This window comes from Bacillus sp. 105MF, from assembly GCF_000374885.1.
GTDB lineage: Bacteria > Bacillota > Bacilli > Bacillales > Bacillaceae_G > Bacillus_A > Bacillus_A pseudomycoides.
Window position 1 is genome coordinate 75,060 of the sequence record NZ_KB895581.1, and the last position, 24,421, is coordinate 99,480.

At 34.7% G+C, this 24,421-nt stretch carries 15 protein-coding genes, 3 pseudogenes, 1 riboswitch and 1 other annotated feature; of the genes and pseudogenes, 5 read left to right on the top strand and 13 right to left on the bottom strand.

All coding sequences use genetic code 11. The annotated features are described in order from the left end of the window. Position 1 precedes the first annotated feature (1 nt). The gene (locus C564_RS0120975) at positions 2-910 is read right to left on the bottom strand and encodes a DoxX-like family protein (protein ID WP_018766704.1); all 909 of its coding nucleotides are present in this window, start codon (positions 908-910) and stop codon (positions 2-4) included. Between the two features lie 200 nt (positions 911-1,110). Continuing rightward, a riboswitch (Lysine riboswitch) is annotated at positions 1,111-1,297 on the top strand. Positions 1,298-1,527: 230 nt separating this feature from the next. Between C564_RS0120975 and C564_RS0120985 the strand changes: the two genes are divergently transcribed. The 3 genes from C564_RS0120985 (at position 1,528) to C564_RS0120995 (ending at position 4,709) form a co-directional block, all read left to right on the top strand. After that, on the top strand, positions 1,528-2,757 hold the full coding sequence (locus tag C564_RS0120985) for an aspartate kinase (protein WP_018766706.1): 1,230 nt from the start codon (positions 1,528-1,530) through the stop codon (positions 2,755-2,757). Between the two features lie 144 nt (positions 2,758-2,901). After that, entirely contained in the window at positions 2,902-3,621 is a 720-nt protein-coding gene (locus C564_RS0120990; protein ID WP_018766707.1) for a response regulator transcription factor, read from the top strand. Continuing rightward, positions 3,618-4,709: a sensor histidine kinase gene (locus tag C564_RS0120995; RefSeq protein WP_018766708.1), complete on the top strand. Its 1,092-nt coding sequence runs from the start codon at positions 3,618-3,620 to the stop codon at positions 4,707-4,709. The genes C564_RS0120990 and C564_RS0120995 overlap by 4 nt, the downstream gene beginning before the upstream one ends. A 190-nt stretch (positions 4,710-4,899) precedes the next feature. Here the strand turns inward: C564_RS0120995 and cyoE are convergent, their stop codons facing one another. The 6 genes and pseudogenes from cyoE to asnA all read right to left on the bottom strand — a co-directional run bounded on the left by cyoE (position 4,900) and on the right by asnA (position 13,034). Further along, positions 4,900-5,823 carry a heme o synthase gene (gene cyoE / locus C564_RS0121000; protein WP_018766709.1) on the bottom strand — a complete coding sequence of 308 codons (924 nt, stop codon included), beginning with the start codon at positions 5,821-5,823 and terminating at the stop codon, positions 4,900-4,902. A gap of 253 nt (positions 5,824-6,076) precedes the next feature. Next, positions 6,077-6,895, bottom strand: coding sequence for a DUF4097 family beta strand repeat-containing protein (locus C564_RS0121005; RefSeq protein ID WP_018766710.1), 819 nt, complete (start codon positions 6,893-6,895; stop codon positions 6,077-6,079). A gap of 21 nt (positions 6,896-6,916) precedes the next feature. Continuing rightward, a pseudogene (locus C564_RS38460) lies at positions 6,917-8,437 on the bottom strand (hypothetical protein). A gap of 37 nt (positions 8,438-8,474) precedes the next feature. Beyond that, a pseudogene (locus C564_RS33680) lies at positions 8,475-9,364 on the bottom strand (ABC transporter ATP-binding protein). A gap of 294 nt (positions 9,365-9,658) precedes the next feature. Further along, positions 9,659-11,674: a class I SAM-dependent methyltransferase gene (locus C564_RS0121020; protein WP_018766713.1), complete on the bottom strand. Its 2,016-nt coding sequence runs from the start codon at positions 11,672-11,674 to the stop codon at positions 9,659-9,661. 376 nt (positions 11,675-12,050) lie between these two features. Continuing rightward, positions 12,051-13,034 (bottom strand): aspartate--ammonia ligase, encoded by a 984-nt coding sequence (asnA, locus tag C564_RS0121025; RefSeq protein ID WP_018766714.1) that lies wholly within the window; start codon positions 13,032-13,034, stop codon positions 12,051-12,053. Between the two features lie 70 nt (positions 13,035-13,104). Next, positions 13,105-13,365: a binding site (T-box leader), on the bottom strand. 603 nt (positions 13,366-13,968) lie between these two features. Between asnA and C564_RS35175 the strand changes: the two genes are divergently transcribed. Next, on the top strand, positions 13,969-14,106 hold the full coding sequence (locus C564_RS35175; RefSeq protein WP_003196698.1) for a DUF3934 family protein: 138 nt from the start codon (positions 13,969-13,971) through the stop codon (positions 14,104-14,106). A gap of 131 nt (positions 14,107-14,237) precedes the next feature. Here C564_RS35175 and C564_RS0121035 read toward each other — a convergent pair whose 3' ends face one another. Both C564_RS0121035 and C564_RS0121040 read right to left on the bottom strand, forming a co-directional pair. Continuing rightward, entirely contained in the window at positions 14,238-17,453 is a 3,216-nt protein-coding gene (locus tag C564_RS0121035) for a DEAD/DEAH box helicase (RefSeq protein ID WP_018766715.1), read from the bottom strand. 160 nt (positions 17,454-17,613) lie between these two features. Next, positions 17,614-19,287, bottom strand: a complete 1,674-nt coding sequence (locus C564_RS0121040) for a ribonuclease J (protein ID WP_018766716.1) — start codon at positions 19,285-19,287, stop codon at positions 17,614-17,616. A gap of 108 nt (positions 19,288-19,395) precedes the next feature. Between C564_RS0121040 and C564_RS37645 the strand changes: the two are divergent. Further along, positions 19,396-19,623, top strand: a pseudogene (locus C564_RS37645) (hypothetical protein); the annotation flags it as partial. Positions 19,624-19,681: 58 nt separating this feature from the next. On the opposite strand, the gene C564_RS0121050 reads toward C564_RS37645, so the two are convergent. The 4 genes from C564_RS0121050 to malS all read right to left on the bottom strand — a co-directional run bounded on the left by C564_RS0121050 (position 19,682) and on the right by malS (position 24,418). Continuing rightward, positions 19,682-20,227, bottom strand: coding sequence for a LysE family transporter (locus tag C564_RS0121050; protein ID WP_018766717.1), 546 nt, complete (start codon positions 20,225-20,227; stop codon positions 19,682-19,684). A 136-nt stretch (positions 20,228-20,363) separates the two neighbouring features. Next, the gene (locus C564_RS0121055) at positions 20,364-21,296 is read right to left on the bottom strand and encodes a response regulator (RefSeq protein WP_003196687.1); all 933 of its coding nucleotides are present in this window, start codon (positions 21,294-21,296) and stop codon (positions 20,364-20,366) included. A 1-nt stretch (position 21,297) separates the two neighbouring features. Continuing rightward, entirely contained in the window at positions 21,298-22,611 is a 1,314-nt protein-coding gene (locus tag C564_RS0121060; protein ID WP_026008649.1) for a sensor histidine kinase, read from the bottom strand. Positions 22,612-22,684: 73 nt separating this feature from the next. Beyond that, positions 22,685-24,418, bottom strand: coding sequence for an oxaloacetate-decarboxylating malate dehydrogenase (gene malS / locus C564_RS0121065; protein ID WP_155896288.1), 1,734 nt, complete (start codon positions 24,416-24,418; stop codon positions 22,685-22,687). Positions 24,419-24,421: the final 3 nt, after the last annotated feature.

The following is a 24,421-nucleotide window of genomic DNA, read 5'->3' on the forward strand; positions in this document are numbered from 1 at the left end:
TTTACCCCCTTCTTTTTCTCTTACAATTTTTCGCTCTTGGTAAATCACTACTGTTCATATACCCAATAATTGATAATCCAATTAATATAAAATTTAAGGCAATGGGGTTAAATGGTTGGATAAAACTCAAAATATTTGTGAATCCTGCTACTATGGTTAGACCAATTAAAATCATAATGTGCAGCAGCAATAACTTCTGTTTTTGAAACGGCAACAACCATATGATCCCGATTCCTATTTCTAAAAAGCCAATTATTTTAAGCGAAAGAATGCTATTTTCGTTTGAACCAATAAGTACAGAAAGCATCTGTACCTCTTCTGGGTGATTAAATAATACTTTTGGCATAAGCCCTTGATACATCCATACAAAAGAAAGTAAAAAACAAATAAGCCAATACGTAATCGATTTTCTTATTAACAAGCGAGGATGCAACCCTTTTTCTAACCATAATTTTAAAGCATCAAAGCTCCATGCTGTCGCCCATCCTAATAGCGGCCGAAATACATATGAATCTATAATCCTCCCTACACCACCAAATCTCGTCTCATAATCATACTGCGTTTCAAAGTAAATCTTTTCTCCATTCGGTGTATATTTCCAATAGCCTCTTCCTATTTGTATCAATGAAAGTCTATTGTCTGTCCAAAATTTTAGCGAAGATATTCTTTCTCCTGTTTCCTTTTGGAATTCCCCTACCGATTCCCCTTCACCAACTATTTCAAGCCCAAAACCGATTTTTGTTTTGTATAAAAAACGTTGTAGTTCATCATCTTGTTTCTCTAAATATGATATTTCAGTAAAGCGAGCATCCCACTCTGTATGTAACATCGGATCTTGCGTATACTTCCATAATTCATCCATTGATGTTACCATTGCTGTTTGAACATAAATCGGTTTCTGCCTCTTCATCCTCTCTCCCTCCACTCCCTCTATATCACTAATGTATACGTAAAATTCGATTCTATCTATATTTTTCAAATAATTCTTTCATCACACGAAAAGACTTAATTTTAAAAATATTAATAAAGCACTTGATTTCCTAAAATATTTTAATTATTATAAAACAAATGTTACCAAACAACTTTATAAACCAAACACTCTCGCCCAAAACGTGAGATAGAGGTTGCAACGCTTATAAGTATTCTAAAGGAGACACAGAGATGTCGATGAATTTAGAAAAAAGGAAGTGTTGCCGAAATTAATAAATTTCTCTGCATTTATTAATTGGGGCTGTTTTCGAATAGAAACAGAACTGTCATATGTACAGACGTGTATATATGAAGAGCTATCTACAAAAAAGAGATATCATGCTTTATATGATATTCTTTTTTGGCGGTTTTTTTATTAGCTCCTTTTTCTGTTTCCCTTTTCCTGTAACAGCACCATCCTTACCTATTTGAGATGGTGTTTTTTTGTTTTTCTTTCCGGTAACTACAGGAATATTTAGGGACTTATACATCTCTCTTATATGTTTTTTACACCTTTCCTGATTAATTAATAAAAATGGATGGAAGAAGGAATTTGTAATGGAAACGATTGTTCAAAAATTCGGTGGTACTTCTGTTGGAAGTATTCAGCGCATTCAACATGTAGCAAATTTAATTATTGAAGAATATGAACGAGGGAACGGTGTTGTTACAGTTGTATCTGCAATGGGAAAAAGCACAGATGAGCTTGTCGCACTTGCTACTGCTATTACCGAAAATCCGAGTAAACGTGAAATGGACATGCTTTTAACAACTGGCGAACAAGTTACCATTTCTTTATTAACAATGGCGCTGCAAGCAAAAGGATACGACGCTATTTCACTAACTGGGTGGCAAGCTGGTATTACGACTGAATCTGTACATGGAAGTGCAAGAATCTCTGATATTAATACTGAACGCATTCACTCCCTTTTACAAGAAGGAACAATTGTAATCGTTGCTGGCTTCCAAGGACTAAGTAAAGAGAACGAAATTACCACACTAGGCCGCGGTGGTTCTGATACAACTGCTGTTGCATTAGCAGCTGCGCTGAAAGCGAAAAAATGTGATATTTACACAGACGTAACAGGTGTATACACGACTGATCCACGCGTTGTAAAAGACGCATATAAATTAGATGAAATTTCTTATGATGAAATGTTAGAGCTCGCAAATCTTGGTGCTGGTGTACTGCATCCACGTGCTGTTGAATTCGCGAAAAATCATAACGTAGTTTTAGAAGTTCGTTCAAGTATGGAACAAGAAAACGGAACAATTGTAAGGGGAGAATGTAACATGGAACAACAATCAATCGTAAAAGGTATTGCATTTGAAGATAATATTACACGCGTAACAATTAAAGGATTAGAACAAGGAGCACTTTCAACTGTTTTCTCTACGTTGGCTACCGCTCACATTAATGTTGATATTATTATTCAAAGTATTACAAATGAAGGTACTGTACATCTATCCTTCTCTATTCATTCGGATGACTTAAGAGAAACATTAGAAGTATTAGAACAAAATCAAGAAGCACTTCACTATGAATCTGTAGAATATGAAAATCATCTAGCAAAAGTATCAATTGTTGGATCTGGCATGGTATCCAATCCAGGTGTTGCCGCTGACATGTTCTCTACATTAAAAGACGAAAATATTCATATTAAAATGGTAAGTACATCTGAAATTAAAGTATCTGTTGTCATTGATCGTCTACATTTAGTAGATGGTGTAGAAGCTCTTCATCAATCTTTTATGGAAAAAATTGAACAGATGGTACAAATGAATTAATTTCATTTTCAAAAATAACAACAAGGAATATTTCTTTGTTGTTATTTTTTTATCTAGCAAAATCGTATTATGTTACACTATTACATGTGAAATATTTTCCAAATTATTTTAATGAGACAAAAAACATGTAAAGGCGGATACATAATGAGAACAGAAAATATTCTTTTAGTAGATGACGAGCAAGGTATATTAGATATGTTGGTACTAACCTTAAAGAAAGAAAATTTTATTCATGTAACAACCGCTCTAAACGGAAGTGAGACGTTAAACTTAGTTGAAAATCGTCCATTCGATATTATCTTACTCGATGTTATGCTACCAGATATAGACGGCTTCGAATTATGTAGACAAATACGAAACTATACAAATACCCCTATTCTATTTGTGACAGCGCGCTCTAGTGACTTAGATAAATTAACAGGCCTCGGAATTGGTGGGGATGATTACATAACAAAACCATTTAACCCTTTAGAAGTAGCTGCTCGAATTAACGTACAATTACGCAGACAACAAATGTTAATACATCATCATAAGGAAGAACACTCTAATTTACATTTTGAATCCTTTTCTCTATATCCAAGCGAGGGACTGATAACAGTAAACGGAAAATCTGTACATTGCACTGCTAAAGAACTAGAATTACTTACTTTCTTATGCACACATCCAAATCGGATTTTTACAGCTGAGCAATTATATGAACAAGTGTGGGGACTTACTTTTATGGGTGATGATAAAACAGTAGTCATGCATATTTCTAAATTACGTAAAAAAATAGAAGAAGATCCTAAATCCCCTACATACATTGTTAATTTGAGAGGAATTGGCTATAAATTTATTCCGCATACTAAGGAGCAACAAAAATGAAAATTGGTTTCCGACTAGGCTTTCATTTTATTCGTAGTTTATTTATCGGTACTTTTTTTATGGGGATTTTCATGGCCATCTTCATGGAAGGCATACTACCTCTTATCGGAATAAGCAAAGAGAACAAAGACACGGAAGCTCTTATCGTTTTTTGCCTCTTTGTATGTACTCTTATTTTAGGCGCTATTTTATATGGATGGCATATCGGGAAACCTTTATTTCGAATAATTTCATGGATTAACCATCTAGCAGAAGGCTCTTATGTAACTCCAGAAAGTACGAAACAAATGTACAATAAAAAAACAGGAAAATTAAAAGGCCCTTATCGCTTATATAAAGACGTCTTTCTAAATATAGAACATTTAACAAATAGATTACGAGAAATAGAGAATGAACGAGAACAACTTGAGAAAATGAAACGCGAATGGATGGCAGGAATCTCTCATGATTTAAAGACACCTCTCACTTATATTACAGGATACAGTGCACTTATGTTATCACCCGACCATGAATGGAGTGAGGAAGAAAAAGAGAAGTTTCTGCAAGAGATTCAACAAAAAGGGGACCATATGAAGGAGTTAATTGAAGACTTAAACCTCTCGTTCCGCCTTCATGATTCACAAATCCCGCTAAAAAAAGAAGAAATAAATATCATTGAATTTACAAGAAGAATGATAGCTGATATGACAAATGATCCACGATCTGAACACTATCATTTTAGCTTTCACGCAGACAAAACGAACATTATTATTCCTATTGATACAAAATTACTACATCGCTCTTTGCAAAATTTATTTATGAACGCCGTTTTACATAACCCTGTAGAAACAAAGATCCATACCTCAATTCTATTAAAGGACACTGTACATATTATAATAGAAGATACTGGCGTCGGTATGGATGAAATGACAGTTCAAAATCTATTTAAACAGTACTACCGAGGTACAACTACAAACGTTTCAAATGAAGGAACTGGTTTAGGAATGGCTATCGCCCAAAAAATTATAACGGCACATGGTGGAACCGTTCAAATAAACAGTGAAATAGAGAAAGGAACAACGATTCATATTACCCTTCCAACTCTATAGTACTTATTATCGACAAAAATATAGTTTTATTAAAGTGACGATTACTTTCGTTCAACTTAGTAGCACAAACGTAAGTAAAATTTATTCACACGCTAAAAAACCAATCTCTCATTCTAATATACGAGAAATTGGTTTTTTCTTATTCTTTACAAATTAAATCGTTCTAAAACTTTTCATTCGTTACCTATATTCATCTTCCAAAAAAGACACCTATAAGGGAATAGATAATGATCGTTGAAAATAAAATCGTCATATGGAGAAGAGAAAAAACAAACAATGATTTTGCCCATTTCTCTGAATCCATCTTTTTATAACCATAAATGCTTAAAACAAGCCATAAAATACTTAAAAGAAGCGCTACTAGCATAAGACCAATGCTTAAAGATCCTAAAAGAACACTTATTCCAATTAAAACAATTAAATAGATATTCGTTTGTATATATGTTCTTTTAACACCTTTGACTACTGGAAGCATCGGAACCTTTGCAGCCTTATACTCATCATGTTTGCGAATAGCTATGGCGTAGAAATGAGGCATTTGCCAAATAACCATTATGATAAAAAGCCCAATAATAGCCGGATGCATTATATCCGGATAAATAGCAGCCCAGCCAATGAGTGGCGGCATTGCCCCTGAAACACTTCCAATTTCTGTGTTATAAATTGTTCTTCTCTTACTCCACATTGTATACGGTACAACATACAAAAATAAGCCTAAAAACCCTAATAAGGCTGCTAAATATGTGGTTAGTGCAAGAAATACTAACCCGGAGATTGTCATCAATATTCCAAGCCATAATACAGCCTTAGGGCTTATTTCTCCGGTTACAGTTGGTCTATTTTTGGTTCTCTCCATAATCGAATCAATATCACGATCATACAGATTATTAAAAGCCCCTGCTGCACCTATGATTAAAATAGAACCGATGAAAGCAAATATAATCTCTGGAATTTTCTCAAACGGGCTAATTTGATATTTATATAAAGCCAATGTTAACCCAGCAAACATTGGGACCAAATTCGATTTAATAATTCCGGTTTTAACCGTTTGGGCTAAAATGTTCGATAACTGTCGTTTCGAATTCGAATTTGTTAATTCTTTTTTCCTTCGCATGACACCCTGTACTCCTTTTCATTAGACGTTTTTACCATGTATATAGTATTAATATACTCCCCGGTATATTAATACTATATGATATTCCTGTCAAGAAAAAGAGAGTATACAGTGCACCGATGAAGAGCAATCTAGAATAATTTAAAAAGTTTAAATAAACACACCTATAAAGAGATTTATACTGTACAAACATATTCTAAGTAGAGCGAGAGTATCCATTCAGAATGTATCTTTCATAATCGAACTTTATTTTTTAAAGCTGTTTCACACTCTCATTACGTTTTAACTCAATCGTTCCTGTCATAGACTGCACCGTTAACTTTGTATCATTCCCTTTTCCAGTTCCTATACGACCTTTTACCTTATGATTGTTTCCTTTTTCACCAGTTGAAAGTGAAAATTCATTTTTTATTTGACCCGCACGCGTTGACAAGTCAACCTCTAGATTTTTTGGCTCTCTCTTAAAGTTTATATTTATATGAGATGATTCGGTTTTTATTTTACTTTCATTTTTTAAATTTGAAACAGCGGATACATTCACCTCTCCCGTATCGTTTTGAATATCGAAGCTTCCTTCCACTCCCTGTAACGTAATCCCTCCTGATTTGGAAACTCCTTTTATATTGTTTCCTTTATACTCTTTTATTGTCATATCACTTGAATCGCTATACAAATTCAATTGTTCAGATGCTATATTTTCACCTATTACCTCACCTGACTCTGTTTTAACATCTATTTTTTCATATGTTTTTTCAGGAAGGTATATATGCACAGTAGCTGTTTTTAAATTTACAATGGATGAAGAGTGTTCTGTAATAACTTCTAATTTCTCCCCATTCTCTTTCACTTTTACATCTTTTATCTCTCCTATATCAACTTTAATATCTGTTTCTATTGTAGAATGGAGTTTAATATTTTCTCCTACTGTTTTTATATAAATCTCATTTATATTTTTCACGGCGAACTGTTTGGAGACTGGCGCTTCACTCTCTTTTGTACCACAAGCCACTATACTTAAAGTCATTAGACTTATAGATGAAAATAAATATATTTTTTCTTTGATTCCCTTCATTACATCACCCCTCTTGACTACTTACTTGAATATTAGCCGTAGCCTTCCCATTTGCTGTAACTGTCCAATTAACGCCATACTTAGCAATAAGATAGATAACCCCATATACAAAATAGCGTATGATGTTGATATTCCTAAGAAGTCTACATATGGAAGATGATTCACTGGTCCTAAATACCATAAAAGTATATACACGACTTCAAACAATTTATGCGTTCGGCTCCACACTCCAAATACTAACGCTAGCGTTGGAATGAACACTATACCGCTAAGCCAAGAAAACAAGAATGAAATATCTTCAATTAATATAAATTGAATGATAAGACCACTGGAGATAATGAGACCCACGATAACACCTGAAATCCATGTTGCAAAAAACTTATACAATGGGGAACAACTCGAAATAATAATTTGATCCGTACCATAGTATTTTTCTCTCGTCATCATCTGTGACCAAATTGCAATTGGCCAAATTATAATAATAGGTAGCCATCCTTTTGATATATCTACCGGACATATCAATCCAAATGCTATAAGCCCAATCGCAATTACCTACCACCAAATCGTAAACCCCTTTAACATAATCGATAGCTCCGCTTTAATTAAACGAAACATACTAATGCTCTTTGTTTTCGTTATAGAAGTCAATATAAAAGAGTTATGATTTTGTTCATTCACAGCGAATGTTTTCTTATTCCCTTCAACCTCTCTTACCTTTTCCTTTACTTTGGTAAATGTAAGAAATCTATTAAACACAAGGGACGTTAGCCAAATTAGTAACATCGCCATTCCAATCCAAACCAAACTTGTTACAAGTATTTCTGCATCCCAAGTCAATCCATCCCAGTGAAATGTTTTAATCTTTCCCTCTACCGGGTTATACCCGAATCCTCCACCATTTGTTCCTCTTAAAAATTCATATTCTCTCATTGCATCATGTATCATATCAGAACGAATGATTCCTAAACCAAATACATCTAAATAACGATTTGACATTTCAAACGACATAATCGCTAATAACACCCACAAGAAAAAGAACACAATATTGCCTACTACACCTTTTAGACCAGGAAACACATCAAAAAAAGTTGTGAATGCCGCTAGAAGCAATAATGAAGGAAATACAATATAAAAGAGTGGATATAAATAACCACCTAATTGAAACGAAAGGTCTTCCCCACGTATAAATTGCATTACCATAAAAGCAATGATAAATACCGTCTCAATGACCACTAAAACAATAAAATTAGAAATCGTTTTACTAAAAATATATTGAAATTTACTTATAGGTGAAGCGGCAATCAATTGCCCTACTCCTAACTGTTGATCGTCTGAAATTTGACTTCTTAACATATAAAAACCAAGCAACCAAATAAATAAAGTAGAAGTCATTGCTCCCATACCACCAAGCCAATTTGAATTATATATTCCTCTAACTCCACCAAGATAAAATATTTCATAGCCTGCTGAAGCTGCTGGCACACAAGCATATCCCAAAAAAATCGTTAATCCAATTACAATTAGAAATGGATAACTTCTCATTTGTCTAATTAAATTGTTTTTAATGAAATAAAATAGATTATATACATTGTTCAATTTTATGCCCTCCTTTCGAAGAAACATAATATAAGTAAGCATCCTCAAGAGAGGCTGCGATTATATGTGCTTTAGCACTAGGCGCAATGCTGGAAACGATGCGTGCATGAATTCCAGCACTCCGGTGAATCGCGCTGCTTACTATATATTTCTTTTGAACATGATGTAACTCAGAAGCTGGTATAACCCACTCCCATACTTTTCCCTCTACATGCTTTAATAGTTGTTCAGGTCTCATATGAGCTAATACATTTCCTTTTGATAATAAAGCAATATCTGTCGCAATTGATTCAATATCCGTTACAATATGCGTCGATAAAATAACAATTCTATCTGTAGAAAGACTAGATAATAAATTTCTAAATCTAATTCTTTCTTCAGGATCCAATCCTACTGTCGGCTCATCTACAATCAATAATTTCGGATCATTTAATAGCGCCTGTGCAATTCCAACTCTTTGCCGCATTCCACCTGAATAGCCACCTAATAGTCGTTTCCGGTCATTCATTAAGTTCAGCGCTTCAAGCAATTCATTGATCCGCTTTTTTGAAGAGCTCATTGATAAACCTTTCATCGCTGCGATATACTCTAGAAATTCGACCGCGTTCATATTTGGATATACACCAAAGTCTTGCGGTAAATATCCAAATATGAACGTAACAACTTCGGTTTCTTTTGAATATTTTCCCCATCCCATATCACACTACCATTCGTCGGTTGTTCAATTGTTGCTAACATACGCATAAGTGTAGACTTCCCCGCACCGTTCGGGCCTAAAAGTCCTAATACTCCTGGTTTTAAATGTAAACTACAATCATTCAATGCTATTTTCTCACCATATTTTTTTGTTACGTGGTCAATTATTAATTCCATCACGTTACCTCCTCACTTTATGAAACAAGTGTAAATTTTTATCACTTACGTTTTCTTATTTTCATTGTAGGTGGTGAAAGTAAAATCTAAGTAAAATCTAGGGAAAATTAGTTTAAAATATAAAACTAGTAAACATAATTTCTAAAGCTCAATTTATACATGCTCATAAAAAAAGATTCCGAAACAGATTATATGTAAATCCGTTTCAGAATCTTTTCTGGAACGAGGCAGCGAAATCGAATTTTGCTAGCCCCATCTTCTATCTTTTAAGTAAAAAACATGATTCCGTCTCTTTTATCTTTTCTCAAACACAATCAAACATGTACTATTCGGCAATGCTATTTGTTCACCATGTTCATCATACAATGTAACCCTTTGCGATAAATGTTCTATATAACCTTCTAGAAGGTACTGCTTGGCCTCAATTACTTTTACATTCTCTGAACCTACAACACTCTCTACAAAATCAATATATTCTTGAAGTGTGAATACACCAAATTGTTCTTGCACCTCATGTGGATACGCTTCTTCTCCCCACGTATACGTATATAAAAATTCCATTGCATCATTAACTGGCATTCTTACTCGATCCACATCTAATATATTCACCTTAATTTGTCGCCCTTGAAAATCACGTTGATAATTTTTTAAGAAAGGCATAGCGGTTTCATCATGAAAATGTAATTCATACCATTCTTTACTTTCTGTCTTTACTCCATCACGAATAATCCAACGTCCTCCAGGAGTCAATACTCGAAATACACTTCTCACTAGACGTTCCATTGTCGCAACATTAAATTTCTTACCATCTGTTTCTCCGTAAGAAAAAATCTCATGATTTACTGAACCACAATGAACTGTAGAAATACTTTCCGGATGGAATGTATCTGCAAGATGTAAAGCATCGCCTAGTGTAACTTCCCAGTTGTAGCCTTTTTCGTATTTATCACTTGTTAACTTCTCAATTACATTTCGTGATAAATCTATTCCAATAACCGATTTATTCGGATAAACCTCTTTAAATTTATTCATCATTACACCCCCACCGGGACCAATCTCTACTATTGTATCTCCTACTACATATGGAAGAACCACAACTTTATCATCTACACTTCCATTCATATGCGAAAGATATTCTTCCTCATTTTCCAATCGATCAAACACATCCCGGCGTAAGCCAAATATTTCACATAACATCATGACAGCTTGTTCATAATGAGCATTATTTTCTTTTTTACAGGCTAAACAAAATTCGATGAGTGTTTTTCCAACCTCACTTGTTCCAAAACCAATTGTTAATACGTTTTCAGTTTCCTTTAATTCAGGATACATTTCTGATTGAGGAATTCGACTCATATTTAGCAATTCTACTATTGATACACTTCTCAATACTTTTTCAATTGCTCGTTTCGTATAAATATTTAAGTATTTCTCTCCCTCTCTCTCATAATACAATGCGTCCATAAGAGGCTGGAAACTGATATGATCTATATTCTTCTGAGTAATATGTTGGTAGGCTAATGCAAATACTTTCACGAATTCTTCAAAACTAAAATGAGTTAATGCTGCTTCTACATACCAAAGGTCATAATCAAATAAAACTGTAAACATTTCTTCTAACCTATCATTCATAATTGAATCATACTCTTGAACAAAATATGTATCGTTAGGTGAAGCATTCGTACGTAACCGCCGAATTCGCTGCTTTACACTATATTCAATCAGTTCTCCGCAAAGTATTTGTTCAATACGTTCATATACCTCTTCCTTCACTCTTATCCATAACTTATCAGATACCCCGGTAATAATACATTCATTTAAAACACGAAGCACTTCACGCAGTTCATCTTTTTGAATCACACCTCGCTGCCATAATCTTACCAGTTCGTCATGAGAAGTCATGGATACTTCTCCTCGTAATACTTGCCCTATTAATCCATGCGTACGAATAAGTGTAAACGTTACATCATCATATGGAAAATAGCGTCTATAAATAAAAGCTGAATCTTCGTTATGTGCTAAAAACGACACTCCTAAATCTTCCCACTTCTTGCGTTGCGTTACAGAACCACACTTCGATACTTCACTCCAGCATAATACAGTTTCTACACGAGCACGAATACCGTATGAAGCATTCATTTTTTCTAAATGCCTTAGCGTCCGTTCCACATACTCTAATATACTTCGGTAATTCCTTTCTACACTCACCACTCCATATTCTTCCAATAAAAATCCTAGCCATATATTCGCTTCTTTCGTATACATGTTTCCATTTCGTACTTCTTCTATTGCATGTAAACTATGTAACATACTTTTCTCCTCCTTTTGGTTATCCAATAAACATTCTGTCAGAGACATATATAAATTAAATGCGTAACCTGTATCCTAATAGCCGAACTACTACATACATGTTATTCCAAATTCCAGTCTATCACACAATTAGTTGTTATTTTTTTGATAATGTACAGCATTCCAATTTACGAAACATAAAAAACATCCAAAAATATCACGTGTCTCTTTTTTCTGCTTTATATACTACAGAAAAAGATATCTCTTGATATTTCGGATGTTTTTTGAAGAGTTTCATACCTCAAAACTAATGAAAAGATAGAGCTAATTTAAATCATGTTTGGTAAACTTATGAATCAACAGTCCCCGTTCAAAAAATAATTCGATGCATTCTTTATTAAAACAAGTGAATGTTTTCCTTCTTACACGCTTCACGCATTTCATCAGGCCATACAGAAGTTTGAACCTCACCAATATGCGCTTTACGTAAGAAGTACATGCACATTCTTGATTGTCCAATGCCACCACCAATTGTAAGCGGGAGCACATCTTCTAAAATTCCTTTATGGAAATCGTAATCACGTTTGAAATCTTCGCCTTTCTTCGTTAACTGTTCATCAAGTGATTTACTATCAACGCGAATTCCCATTGATGATAATTCAAATGAAGATTGCAGTACTGGATGCCAGAATAAAATATCTCCGTTTAATTTCCAATCGTCATAGTCAGATGCGCGTCCATCATGCTTTTCACCAGAGCGAAGTGCATCGCCAATTCCGATAATAAAGACTGCACCGTGCTCTTTCGCAATCGCGTGCTCACGATCTTTCGGCGTTAACTCTGGATATTTATCTTCTAATTCTTGAGATGTGATAAATACGATATCTTCCGGTAAATACTTCCCAAGGAACGGATATTTTTCAAACAAATGACCTTCTAAATCTTTGAATATTCCATAAATTGCACGTACTGTTTCTTGTAAGTAATCCACTGTACGCCATTCTTTTTGAACAATTTTTTCCCAATCCCATTGGTCAACGTAAATGGAATGCGTTGCATCAAGTTCCTCATCACGGCGAATCGCGTTCATGTTTGTATATAAACCTTCACCAGCTTCGTAACCATATTCATGTAGTGCAAATCGTTTCCATTTCGCTAGTGAATGAACAATTTCTAATTCTTCTCCTGAGTGAAGCATATCAAATTCAATTGGACGTTCTACACCGTTTAGGTGATCGTTTAAACCTGATTTTTTCGTTACGAATAATGGTGCAGATACGCGGAATAGTCCAAGACGTTTTGCTAATTGATCCTCAAAAAATGTTTTAACTTCTTTAATTGCGATTTGTGTCTCTCTTACTGTCATTAATGATTGATACATGTTGGTTTCCTCCTAAAATGTTTGGATGTAGTGGAAAGAAGCCAACAAAAAAAGCCCTTCTTTCCCAAAAAACTGGGACGAAAGGCTTTGGTTCCGCGGTACCACCCAAATTAGCAACAGAGGTTGCTCACTTATTCAGTACGGAGATTAGAGAAATCTCGATACTGTTCTTCTTGTAACGGCGAAGTTTCCGGCTAAGTCTACTTTCCTCTAAAGGATTTCGGTTAGCGACTCCAGGAGGTTCTTCATAACAGGCTTCGTATCAGGCTCACACCACCCCTGACTCGCTTTGACTACATCCTACTACTACTCGTCCTTTCATAGTCGTTTTGTTGTCACATCTCTGAAACATTTTATTAATGATTATTCTATACAAAAAAACAAGAAAGTCAACAAAAAGTTTGAAAATATTTTTCAATTCTTTATTTTACGGCTTTATTGATTGTTGTAAATAAAACATCTTTATAAAGTAAAACTTTAATTAGCGGTGGGGGCTTCATCCCCCACCTATCTCCTTTGCTTTTGCTGAATTTTGAGGTGTGAATCTTACCGTTCACGAATAGCGGGATAAAATTTATCGCTTCTTTTGTGGCTTCAATCCAAAAAATAATTTACTCAACGTAACCATCATGTATATGACAAGTAGTGTAATTGTCCGAAAAACAGAATCCATTGTATTTCTCATAAATTTCATTTTCTTTATAATTTTTATCATATGTAATAACATTCTACAATTTGAATAAATCTATACAAATTTCGATAATGATTTCATAATGCATCAAATTACTTCCCATTTTATGATATACTAAAGCATTCAGTTGTTTGTTCTGATCAGCAACTGTTAGGAACAAACATAGTCATGGATCGAGATTATATTTCAAAGACATTGACTACTATCAAAGTAGATTTTCTATAATAATAACGGAGTGATTATATGAGTAAAACGAAAGCTAAAGCTAAGAAGGGGACAGGTCAAGGAACAGGAAGTAAAGGCTGGAACCGCTGGCAATCTAGCGCTAAGAAAAAGAAAAATGCGAAACCTTATAAAAGTAAAGGTACAAAAAATAGTTAACAAAAATATATGATCCACTTACTTTGCTCGAAAAAGAATGTAATTATTACGTTCATAATGAAAAAAGCTATTCTTTGGCATTTACGAAAGAATAGCTTTTATTTCCTTAAAACCCTCTAATATTTACGATGTTAAATCATAAGAATCTCTCTAATTTCTTCCTCTGTAATCGAAGATAGCTTCTCCTGACCTGGCTCAATCACTTCTGCAATTAAATTCTTCTTGCTCTCTTGCAACTCATTCATTTTTTCTTCAATCGTGCCATGCGCTACTAATTTGATCACTTGTACAGTATTCTTTTGTCCCATTCGATAAGCACGGTCTGCCGCTTGCTGTTCGACTGCAGGGTTCCACCATAAATCGTACAATATAACGGTATCCGCTCCTGTTAAATTGAGACCAGTACCACCAGCCCTTAAAGAAATAAGGAACAAATCCCCCTCTCCTTCGTTAAACCGATTGCATAACTCTACACGTTCAAACGCCGGAGTATTCCCATCTAAATAAAAATACGGGACAACTTGACGGTTTAACTCCCGTCCAATAATGGAAAGCATCTTCGTGAATTGTGAAAATATAAGAATTCTCTTCCCTGTACTTCTGCACTCCTCCACAATTTCTAGAAGCTGTTCAAATTTAGCTGAACTCCCCCTATAGTCATCGACAAACAAACCTGGGTGACAACAAATCTGCCGAAGTCTCGTCAAACCAGCCAAAATTCTAATTTTGTTTTTACGCAATGTATCTTTGTTTAAATGCTTTAATGTTTCTTCTCTCAACTTTGCTAAATAAGCTGCATAAAGCTTTTTTTGATCTGGTAATAGTTCAGATGATTGTAAGTGCTCTATTTTCTCTGGTAATTCTTGCAAGACTTCTTCTTTTAAACGACGTAACACGAACGGCTTCACCCGTTTTGCAATGTTTTCACGCCTTAAGTCTCCAAACTCTTTTCTTCCTGGAAGCAATTCCGGGAATACTACATAGAAAATAGACCAAAGTTCCTCTAATGAATTCTCTACAGGAGTTCCAGTCAGTGCAAAACGATACTCTGCTTGAATCGCTTTCACTGCTTTTGCAGTTTGCGTCGTATGATTTTTAAATGCTTGTGCTTCATCAAGAAATAACGTATGGAATGGCTGTGCATATAACTTTACATCTCTTCGTAACAAAGGATACGATGTAATAATAACGTCAAACTTTGTAGCATCTTTTAAAATATTTCGGCGTTCTGTTTGATTTCCATCCGCAATAATAGCTCGAATATCTGGAGCAAATTTCTTTAATTCACTTAGCCAGTTATAAACTAAAGAAGATGGCGATACGACTAATACAGGTAGCTTCTTCTCTCGAATTTCAGGCAAAATAGAAGCGATAAAAGTAATGCTTTGCAGCGTTTTACCAAGTCCCATATCATCTGCTAATATGCCACCAAAACGATAATATGCTAGTGTCTTCATCCATTCAAATCCATATTTTTGATATTCTCTAAGGACTGTAGCTAAGCTATCTGGTACAGTAAACTTTAGATTTTTAGGGCTTTGAATGTTTTCTACCAACTCTTGAACAGATTGATCTACACTCAAAACATTTCCTTCTTGAAGTGAACTCATCCATTTTACACTGCGCACGAGCGGTACATTCACTTCTTCTCCTTTTAGAATTTCTTTGCGAATACCCGATTCCTTTATAAACTGGTTAATCTCATTAAACTCCTCGCTCTCTAGGGATAGCAAGGAACCGTTCGCTAATCGATAATATTTACGTTTCTCCTCAAGTGCTGCTAATACACCTTTAATCTCAGCTTCCGGAATTCCTTTTATATCAAAACTGAATGATAACCAATCAATTCGCTCTTTCCGCCTTACCCTTATGAGAGGTGCACTGTTTCCTCTATGAATGCGCAACTTAATAGCTGTAGTCGCATAAATCTCTAGTAAATCTTTCAATTTCGGAACAACGTGATATAAGAAATTATATTCCGCTTCCTCATTATGCATAAAATAACCACCTTCTGTTTTCGCGAAGGCACTCTCATTCATAATTTCTAAAATTTCTTGTTCTTTTTTCTCCTCCCGATTGAAAACTGAAGGTTGTCCATCCTCTTCTAACGGATTGATAACAACATTTCCATATTGGAATTCTAGTCCTGCCAGTAACCGATCCTTGACTCGATCTAAAAACAATTTGGCTTTGAGAGGTGTTTTTTCAATGCGTTCCGATACAACCTCATCAATCCGAACGTTACCAAGCTTCATTAAACCTGGTACTACTTTCGCTACGAAATGTTCCATTTTCTCAATTGAAATATGAAATTGATTACTTCTAGAACGATTCATCATTCTCTTTAATTCAATAAGCCGATTACAATCCTCCACGTTTAAACGATATAGCTTCCCTCCAAAAAGAGCATAACTATATGTATCCATTACTTGAACTTGTTGTAACCCACTAATCTCAAGTATATATCCCCCATTTACACCTTTATTGAACTCAAAATTTATAGGTAATAATCCTTTTGAGACATGTACACCATGAAATGATTTTCCATCATGCTCAACCGTTACAAATGAAGTAGCGGAAAGCAGTGAAAGCATATAATCCCAGGACGCAGGTGGAATTAAAATCATACTTTCATCTTGTTCAGCGTTTATTTGCAACGATTCTACATACATTTTTTCATTTCGGTAAATTTGAATCAGTTGTTGAATAACAGCATCCGTTTCTGGCTGAAAACTATAAGCATCTGACGTGTAAGTAAAATTATTTGAACATATGAAAGGCTCTCTTTGTTCCACTCTATTAAGAAACTCTCTAAGCTTATATACAGTGTATAACTTCTCTAACTTTACCTGAATACCAAACAGCGCCCCCCCGTTTTTAGAAGATACTGGAATACAAAAAAATTCCACATCAAGTATTTTTCGTGTATCAAATCGGTGTTGCTTACTTTTAGGTCGCAGTGGCTTTTCATCAAATAAATCCAACATACCACTCGCTAGTTGAGCATCTTTAGAGTTCATGGGATCTTTTTTTGAATTAACTTCTAACGATTGTCCACTTCGTTGAAAATTATTTATATATAGTAATGCAGCTGCAATATGTTGACAATATGTATGAAAAGAAGCAAGTGAAGGACAACTGCATTCCCCAACAACATCACCATTATGAGCGGTTTCTATCTTGACATAGAAATCTCCGTTCCCCTTCACTGTTGCCTCGCAAATATTTCTCTGAGTATCGTAATTAGTAATATCAACCTTGTCTGTCTTATAATAGGCCTCACCCTTTTTATATGAGGTTTCTCCACATAATCGTTTAATTATTGTTTTATTTAATGTAAAGCTCATTATTTTGACCCTTCCCTAAAAATAAAAAATTTATCTTTCTTAACGTTATATAAAAAAAACATTAGAATACAAACATTTCTAATGTTTTTTATCTACTCTTATACAACATTTTACATGTATACACAGTAATATCAAACAGCAATTACTTAAAACAGTCCGTTTAAACTTCAATTATTATAGGAAGAATCATTGGTTTTCTTTTTGTATGTGAGTATACAAACTGTCCAAGTACTTCTTTTATTTCTTTTTTAAGAACATTCCATTGACTAACATTTTCTTTTTGTAAATTGTTAATGGTTGTTACAACCAATTGGTTAATCCTCTGCAAAAAGTCTTCCGAATCACGAACATATACAAATCCACGAGAAATCATATCCGGACCAGAAATAATTTTCCCTTCTGTTTTACTAAGTGTGATAACTATAACAAGCATACCATCTTCAGAAAGCTGTTTACGATCGCGTAAGATTGCGTTTCCAACATCTCCAATACCCAATCCATCTACGTATATATTTCCTGCAGGTATTCGTCTGGATTTCCAAGCGACTTGATTCTTTATATCAACAACATCACCATTACTAATAACATAAATATTCTCTTTCTTAACACCAACGGACTCTGCTAATAGACTATGATGATGTAACATTCTAAATTCACCATGAATAGGAATGAAATATTTAGGTTTCATTAAAGTAAGCATTAATTTTAATTCTTCTTGATAGGCATGTCCAGAAACATGCATTCCCGTTGAACTGCCCGATCCATAAATAACATTGGCTCCCAATAAAAATAAATTATCTATAATACGTGAAACATTACGTTCATTTCCTGGGATAGGAGTTGCGGCTAAAATGACAGTATCTTCAGATAGGATATCTACCTGTCGATAGTTTCCACTGGCTAAACGGGATAAAGCAGCCATAGGTTCACCTTGACTTCCAGTACAAAGAATAGCTACCCTTTCTGGGTCCATTTGATTGATCTCATTTGCTTCTATTAACATTCCCTCAGGAATATTCAAATAACCTTGTTCTAAAGCAACAGACACTACATTAACCATACTCCTCCCAAGCAAAGCAAGCTTTCTATTCGTTTTTATAGCCGCATCTACCACTTGCTGTACGCGATTAACATTAGAAGCAAATGTAGAAACAATGACTTTTCTACGAGCTTTGATGAACGCTTCTTCAATGCGCTCACCTACAGATCGTTCTGATGGAGTAAATCCAGGGCGTTCTGCATTCGTACTTTCAGAGAGCAGAGCTAAAACGCCACCACTTCCGATTTTAGCCATTTTATGAATATCTGGGTATTGATTATTTACAGGAGTCAAATCAAATTTGAAGTCTCCTGTATGTACTACAGTACCTTCTGGTGTATAAAAAGCAATACCAAGGCAGTCAGGAATACTGTGATTCGTTTTAAAAAACGTCAAGCTTATTGAACCAAATTCAATAACCGATTCAGAATCAATAACAAATAATTGCGTTAAATTTTGAAGCCCATGTTCTTTTAATTTAATTCCAATTAAACCGATTGTTAATTTTGTTGCATAAATTGGTACATTCAATTGTTTTAATAGATACGGGATACCGCCAATATGATCTTCGTGTCCATGTGTAATAACTAAACCGCGAATTTTATCCTTATTCTCTTGCAAGTATGTAGTATCCGGGATAATCAGATCAATTCCTAATAAACTTTCATCTGGAAACTTAGAACCGCAATCAATTACCACAATATCATTTGAATATTGTATGGCATACATATTTTTCCCTATTTCATTTACTCCACCTAAAGCAAAAATGGATAGTGCATTTTCTACTGTGCTCAAAGTTAATCCCCCTTTGGGAAAACATTCAAATATATTCGAAGAAATATGGAATTCTTTTTTATGATTAACCCATCTAACTAAAGATTATTCTGATTTATAGCCGAATAAATATTTTTTCATATTTACATGAAAAGAATGGTTTTACATGAAGATGAAGATTTACGTCCGTCATCTAACATACATCATCGTGATAAATATGCTATGGAGTTTTCAGATGAATATGTGGATCACTCTAAAATACAAAAAGTGCATTCACCTGGAAAAGTGGCAGATACGAATGATAAAATAAATAATAGAAAAGGTGGCTTTTGCCATTCCAAAAAAAACATACTCTAATTATATTTTTAAAAGGATAGCTAAGGCATAATTATTTTCTTCCTTGGCTATCCTTCTCTTATATGAGATCCCCAACCCCTTTAATTGCTTCATATCCAAAATACATTCCAAACCCAACTAAAACAATTCCCGCAAAAATAGAAATCCATTTCATCATACGGTTATTTACAAATCTTCTTCCAAAATGAATAGAAGTCGCCATAAATAAATCCCAAATCATAATCCCAACAAATATTGTAATGCTGTACAATAACGCTTGTTCTTTTCCTACTGCACTAATCGCACTTGTTAAGACAGCTCCGTAAATGCCCATCCAAAATATAATATTAAGTGGATTAGAAATTGCAATTAAAAATCCTGAAGCAAATGATTTCATTGGGTGTTCTCTTTCTCCATTCCCTTTACTCTCCACCTGCTTAGAAGCATCTTTTATACTTTCATATCCAAGATATAGTAGCGTAAAAAAGCCAAATATCCAAATAATTAACTTCGCACCAGGTGTTGTTAAATAGACAGAAACACCAAAATAAATTAAGAGCATCATAATGACAGGTGCAGAGAGAGAAATTCCAAACAACAAGTAACTAAAAATAGTACTTATCATTTTTCATTTCACATCCTTATATATGTACTCCAAAACAAATTTATATTCAATTACACCCTTTTATTACCATTAAATGGATAATATTCAAAATTTTAATCATAGAAAAAAGGACGCTCATTTGTAAGCATCCTCTTTTCTATTCTACCTCCATCAACCTTTTCGCCTCAAAATACAACACTTGAATAAACTTCTTCGTATTAATTCTCGTATGCCCGGAAGTTGCTAGTTCTTCCTTCGTCATTTCTGTCATACGTTTACGAACAATGGTAAAATCAAAAAATTTCGGAGCGTAGCTTTCAAATTTAGGGTTTGAAAAATCAGTTAAACCCAGAGAAGCCAAATGATTTAATGACTGATAAATCGCTCGGCGCACCCTTTGTTCTGAAGCTTTTCTTTCTTTATCAATTTCCGTTTCTGAGGCTGCACCACCTAATTTTTTGACCGTAATATAGTGAAAAATATCTTTCAATGCTGGAAAACCATATTCAAATGTTTTTTCCTTTTCTTGTCCCAATAAATATTCCAACATACTAAGTAAATCTTTACTTCCATTCTCTCCAGCAATACCAAGTTCTGATAATAAATAGCGACCTGAGTCCATTATCTTCTTCTCTTCTAGCAACGGTTCATTTCGCACCTGCGGTTGTTCCCATTGAAAGACGTTATTCAGTGATTTTTGAATATCTTGTATAGATCGCTCCAGACGAATACGATCCATCACTTTTCGCACAACAGATACAACCTCAATTTTATTTAATGGTTTCGTAATATAATATTCAACACCTAGAGAATACGCTTCTCCAATTAATTGTTTCGACTCAACTTGAGAAATCATAATTATTTTTCCTGTAAACGACGGTGCAATATGACGTACTGTTTCAATGCCATCGCGAATTGGCATTAATAAATCAATAAATAAAATATCTACCTTTTTAAAATTCAACTGATCTACTTCAACAAAAGCACCATCTTCCGCTTCTCCCACTACTTCTCCAAGATCACCATCTTCAATAATTTGTGATAGCATAGAGCGGAATACTTCATCATCATCTACGATATAATAAAACACTCTATTCCCCCTCTCGCGTTAAACTAGACTCTGGTAAACGGACAATAAACTTGCATCCTCTGCCGCTCTCCCTGCATTGCAGATTCACTTCTCCCCCAAGTTCTGTAACCATCTCTTTTATATAAGAAAGACCAATTCCTGTAGATGGTGTACCTGTTTGATCATACTTCGACGTAAAACCTGGTTTAAATACGAGTTTTTTATATTTTGGTGAAATACCGGGACCATCATCTATTACTTCAAACATTATATTTCTTTCTTGTTTATATGTCTTTATTATAATTGTACCAGTGTTCTCAATTGCTTCAACAGCATTTGCAACTAAATTATTTAATATCGACAATACAGTATAAACATGATATTCCTCATGCTCACCTTCTATGTTTTTAGAAAATGTTATCTCTTTCCCTAATAGCTGGGCGTACTTCTCATTTATCCTGACAATCATTTCTGTCAACTCATGACCTTCTATGTATTCAGAAAGATTTTTATCTAATAAAAGCTTTGATAACCCCGCAAAAATTCTTTGATTGTCTTTTTTTATTTCGTGTACTTCCCCAGCAATTTTTAATACTTTTTTACTATGTATTTCTATGCCACCTGCATCATTACTAGCTTGTAAATTTCGATATAATTGATATGCTTCTTGTGTAATTAATTCTGCATTTTGAAGTGTCTTTTTTAAATGAACAGATTCCACATATAAGTTAGAAAGATGCATTAACATTTTTTCATTTTCTTTCCGGACTTGTGCTTCCTTTAATTTCGTTTCATATAGACTCATCATATTTAAGAAACCAAGGGCAAAGAAGCTTCGAAAAACAGCGATAATAATCAATTTATTTATTTCAGAAATCGAAATTGTTGTACCAAGCACTAAAACATGATAAAAAGTAAGTTCTGACATACTTGCTATAATCTCAATTGTAATCCCAAGGCACCCTATTATGAATGGTTTCTGATGAAATTTATTCACTCTACATAATGAAAAAAGACTTCCATACACAAAATAATAAAAGAACACTGGATAACGCAAATAAAAAGAATCAGTTATATGAAAAGACCCTTGTAGTATCCAATCAAGACAAACCCGAACTCCTACCACCGATAACCCGACGAGTACACCGGCTACTGCCGCTGGTATTTTACGTAAAAATAACAATAAAAAGAAAAAGATTGGCGTCCCAAAACTTACACGAAAGGTATCATTAAACGGATGAAAATTTAATTCTCCGGCAATTGGAACAATTAATATTAAAATAATTAAAAGGGACATATCTTTCTTCCACAATTGATTCCAATTCAAAGATGCCACTTCCTATTTATGAAATATATTTTTCAAAAATTGAACAAGGAAAGCCCGCTTATGATATAAACGGGCTTTATTTCTATATTGTTACCTGTTTAGCTGCTTGTACTTGGCGATATTCAGGTTGCCACATTGCCTCTTTAACAGCTTTTCTAATATCGTTATCACTGAATTCCTCACGAGTAACACCTTCAGCAACTGCTGCTTTAGCTACTTCAATTGCTACTATCTCTGAGATGTTACGTAGTTCTTCTACCTCCGGAAGAATAGGTGCTCCTGGTTGACTTGTATCTACCATGCTTGCCACTGCTTCTGCTGCTGCTGCAAACATACCATCTGTCATTACACTCGCACGAACAACAATTGTTCCAAGACCAAGACCTGGGAAGATAAGCGCATTATTTGATTGTCCGATTACATACGTAACACCATCATATGTAACTGGCTCAAATGGGCTTCCAGTTGCCACAAGTGCCCGTCCTTCTGTCCAATGTATTAAATCTACCGGTTTTGCTTCTGCAAGCGGTGTTGGATTCGACATTGGTAAAATAATTGGTCGTTCTACATGAGAAGCCATTTCTTTTACAATTTCTTCTGTAAATGCACCAGCTACTGTTGATGTACCAATTAAAATTGTTGGTTGTACATGTTTCACAACTTCTGCAAACCCAACCGTTTCACTTTGCTTCCATTCGTTGACTTCAGATTCCATACGTGTATATGGGAGTTGGAAATCAAGAAGACCTTCCATATTATCTGTAAGTAAACCATTACGGTCAATACACCAGAAGCGCTCGTTTGCTTCTTTCTCTGATAGCCCAGCACGAACCATCGCATCTCGCACTTGATCAGCGATTCCAATTCCAGCTGTACCAGCTCCAAAGACAACAACTCGGTGTTCACAAAGTGGGACACCTGAAGTTTTCACTGCTGATAATACAGCTGCAAGTGAAACTGCACCAGTTCCTTGAATATCATCATTAAATGTACATACATGATCACGATATTTGTCTAAAATTTTACGTGCATTGCGTGAGCTAAAGTCTTCCCAGTGCAACAATGCTTTTGGAAACTTGTTACATACAGCTTTTACAAATGTATCGATAAATGTATCATAGGCCTTGCCAGTTATACGAGGATGACGGTTTCCAATATAAAACGGATTACTTAAAAGATCCTCACGGTTCGTACCAACATCTAAAATAACAGGTAATACACGACTAGGATCGATTCCAACTGCTGCTGTATAAACTGCTAACTTCCCAATAGCAATATTAATACCACCAACACCCCAGTCACCAATTCCTAATATTCCTTCACCATCTGTTACAACAACTAAATCAATATTTTCAGCTGTTGCACCAATGTTAGAAAACGCTTCTTCTATGCCAGAAGGATCATTTATGGATAAATACACTCCACGTGGTTTACGATACTCATGACTATATCTTTGAATGGCTACACCAACAGTTGGCGTGTACACAATTGGAAGCATCTCACGTAAATGATCTGTAAGTAAACGATAAAATAACACTTCATTACGATCATGGAGTGCTGTTAAATATACGTTTTTTAATAAATCGTCTGGCTGTGAACAAAACTGTTCATACGCACGGCGTGCTTGTTCATCCAATGTTAATACCGCAGGTGGTAATAACCCTTTTAGCCCTAGTTCTTCTCTTTCTTCTTCTGTAAAAGCAACCCCTTTATTTAAAAGTGGTGTAGCTAATACTTCTACTCCTCTTAATGTCGTTTCTAATACACCATTAGAGGTAACTGTAAATTTACTCATACCATCCCTACCTTTATTTATATA

Excerpts from the sequence above, each read along its gene's own strand:
- C564_RS0121020 (WP_018766713.1), bottom strand. The coding sequence starts at position 11,674 with ATGTTACATAGTTTACATGCAATAGAAGAAGTACGAAATGGAAACATG.
- C564_RS0120985 (WP_018766706.1), top strand. The coding sequence starts at position 1,528 with ATGGAAACGATTGTTCAAAAATTCGGTGGTACTTCTGTTGGAAGTATT.
- C564_RS0121035 (WP_018766715.1), bottom strand. The coding sequence starts at position 17,453 with ATGAGCTTTACATTAAATAAAACAATAATTAAACGATTATGTGGAGAA.
- C564_RS0120975 (WP_018766704.1), bottom strand. The coding sequence starts at position 910 with ATGAAGAGGCAGAAACCGATTTATGTTCAAACAGCAATGGTAACATCA.
- C564_RS0120995 (WP_018766708.1), top strand. The coding sequence starts at position 3,618 with ATGAAAATTGGTTTCCGACTAGGCTTTCATTTTATTCGTAGTTTATTT.
- C564_RS35175 (WP_003196698.1), top strand. The coding sequence starts at position 13,969 with ATGAGTAAAACGAAAGCTAAAGCTAAGAAGGGGACAGGTCAAGGAACA.
- C564_RS0121050 (WP_018766717.1), bottom strand. The coding sequence starts at position 20,227 with ATGATAAGTACTATTTTTAGTTACTTGTTGTTTGGAATTTCTCTCTCT.
- cyoE (WP_018766709.1), bottom strand. The coding sequence starts at position 5,823 with ATGCGAAGGAAAAAAGAATTAACAAATTCGAATTCGAAACGACAGTTA.
- asnA (WP_018766714.1), bottom strand. The coding sequence starts at position 13,034 with ATGTATCAATCATTAATGACAGTAAGAGAGACACAAATCGCAATTAAA.
- C564_RS0121005 (WP_018766710.1), bottom strand. The coding sequence starts at position 6,895 with ATGAAGGGAATCAAAGAAAAAATATATTTATTTTCATCTATAAGTCTA.
- C564_RS0120990 (WP_018766707.1), top strand. The coding sequence starts at position 2,902 with ATGAGAACAGAAAATATTCTTTTAGTAGATGACGAGCAAGGTATATTA.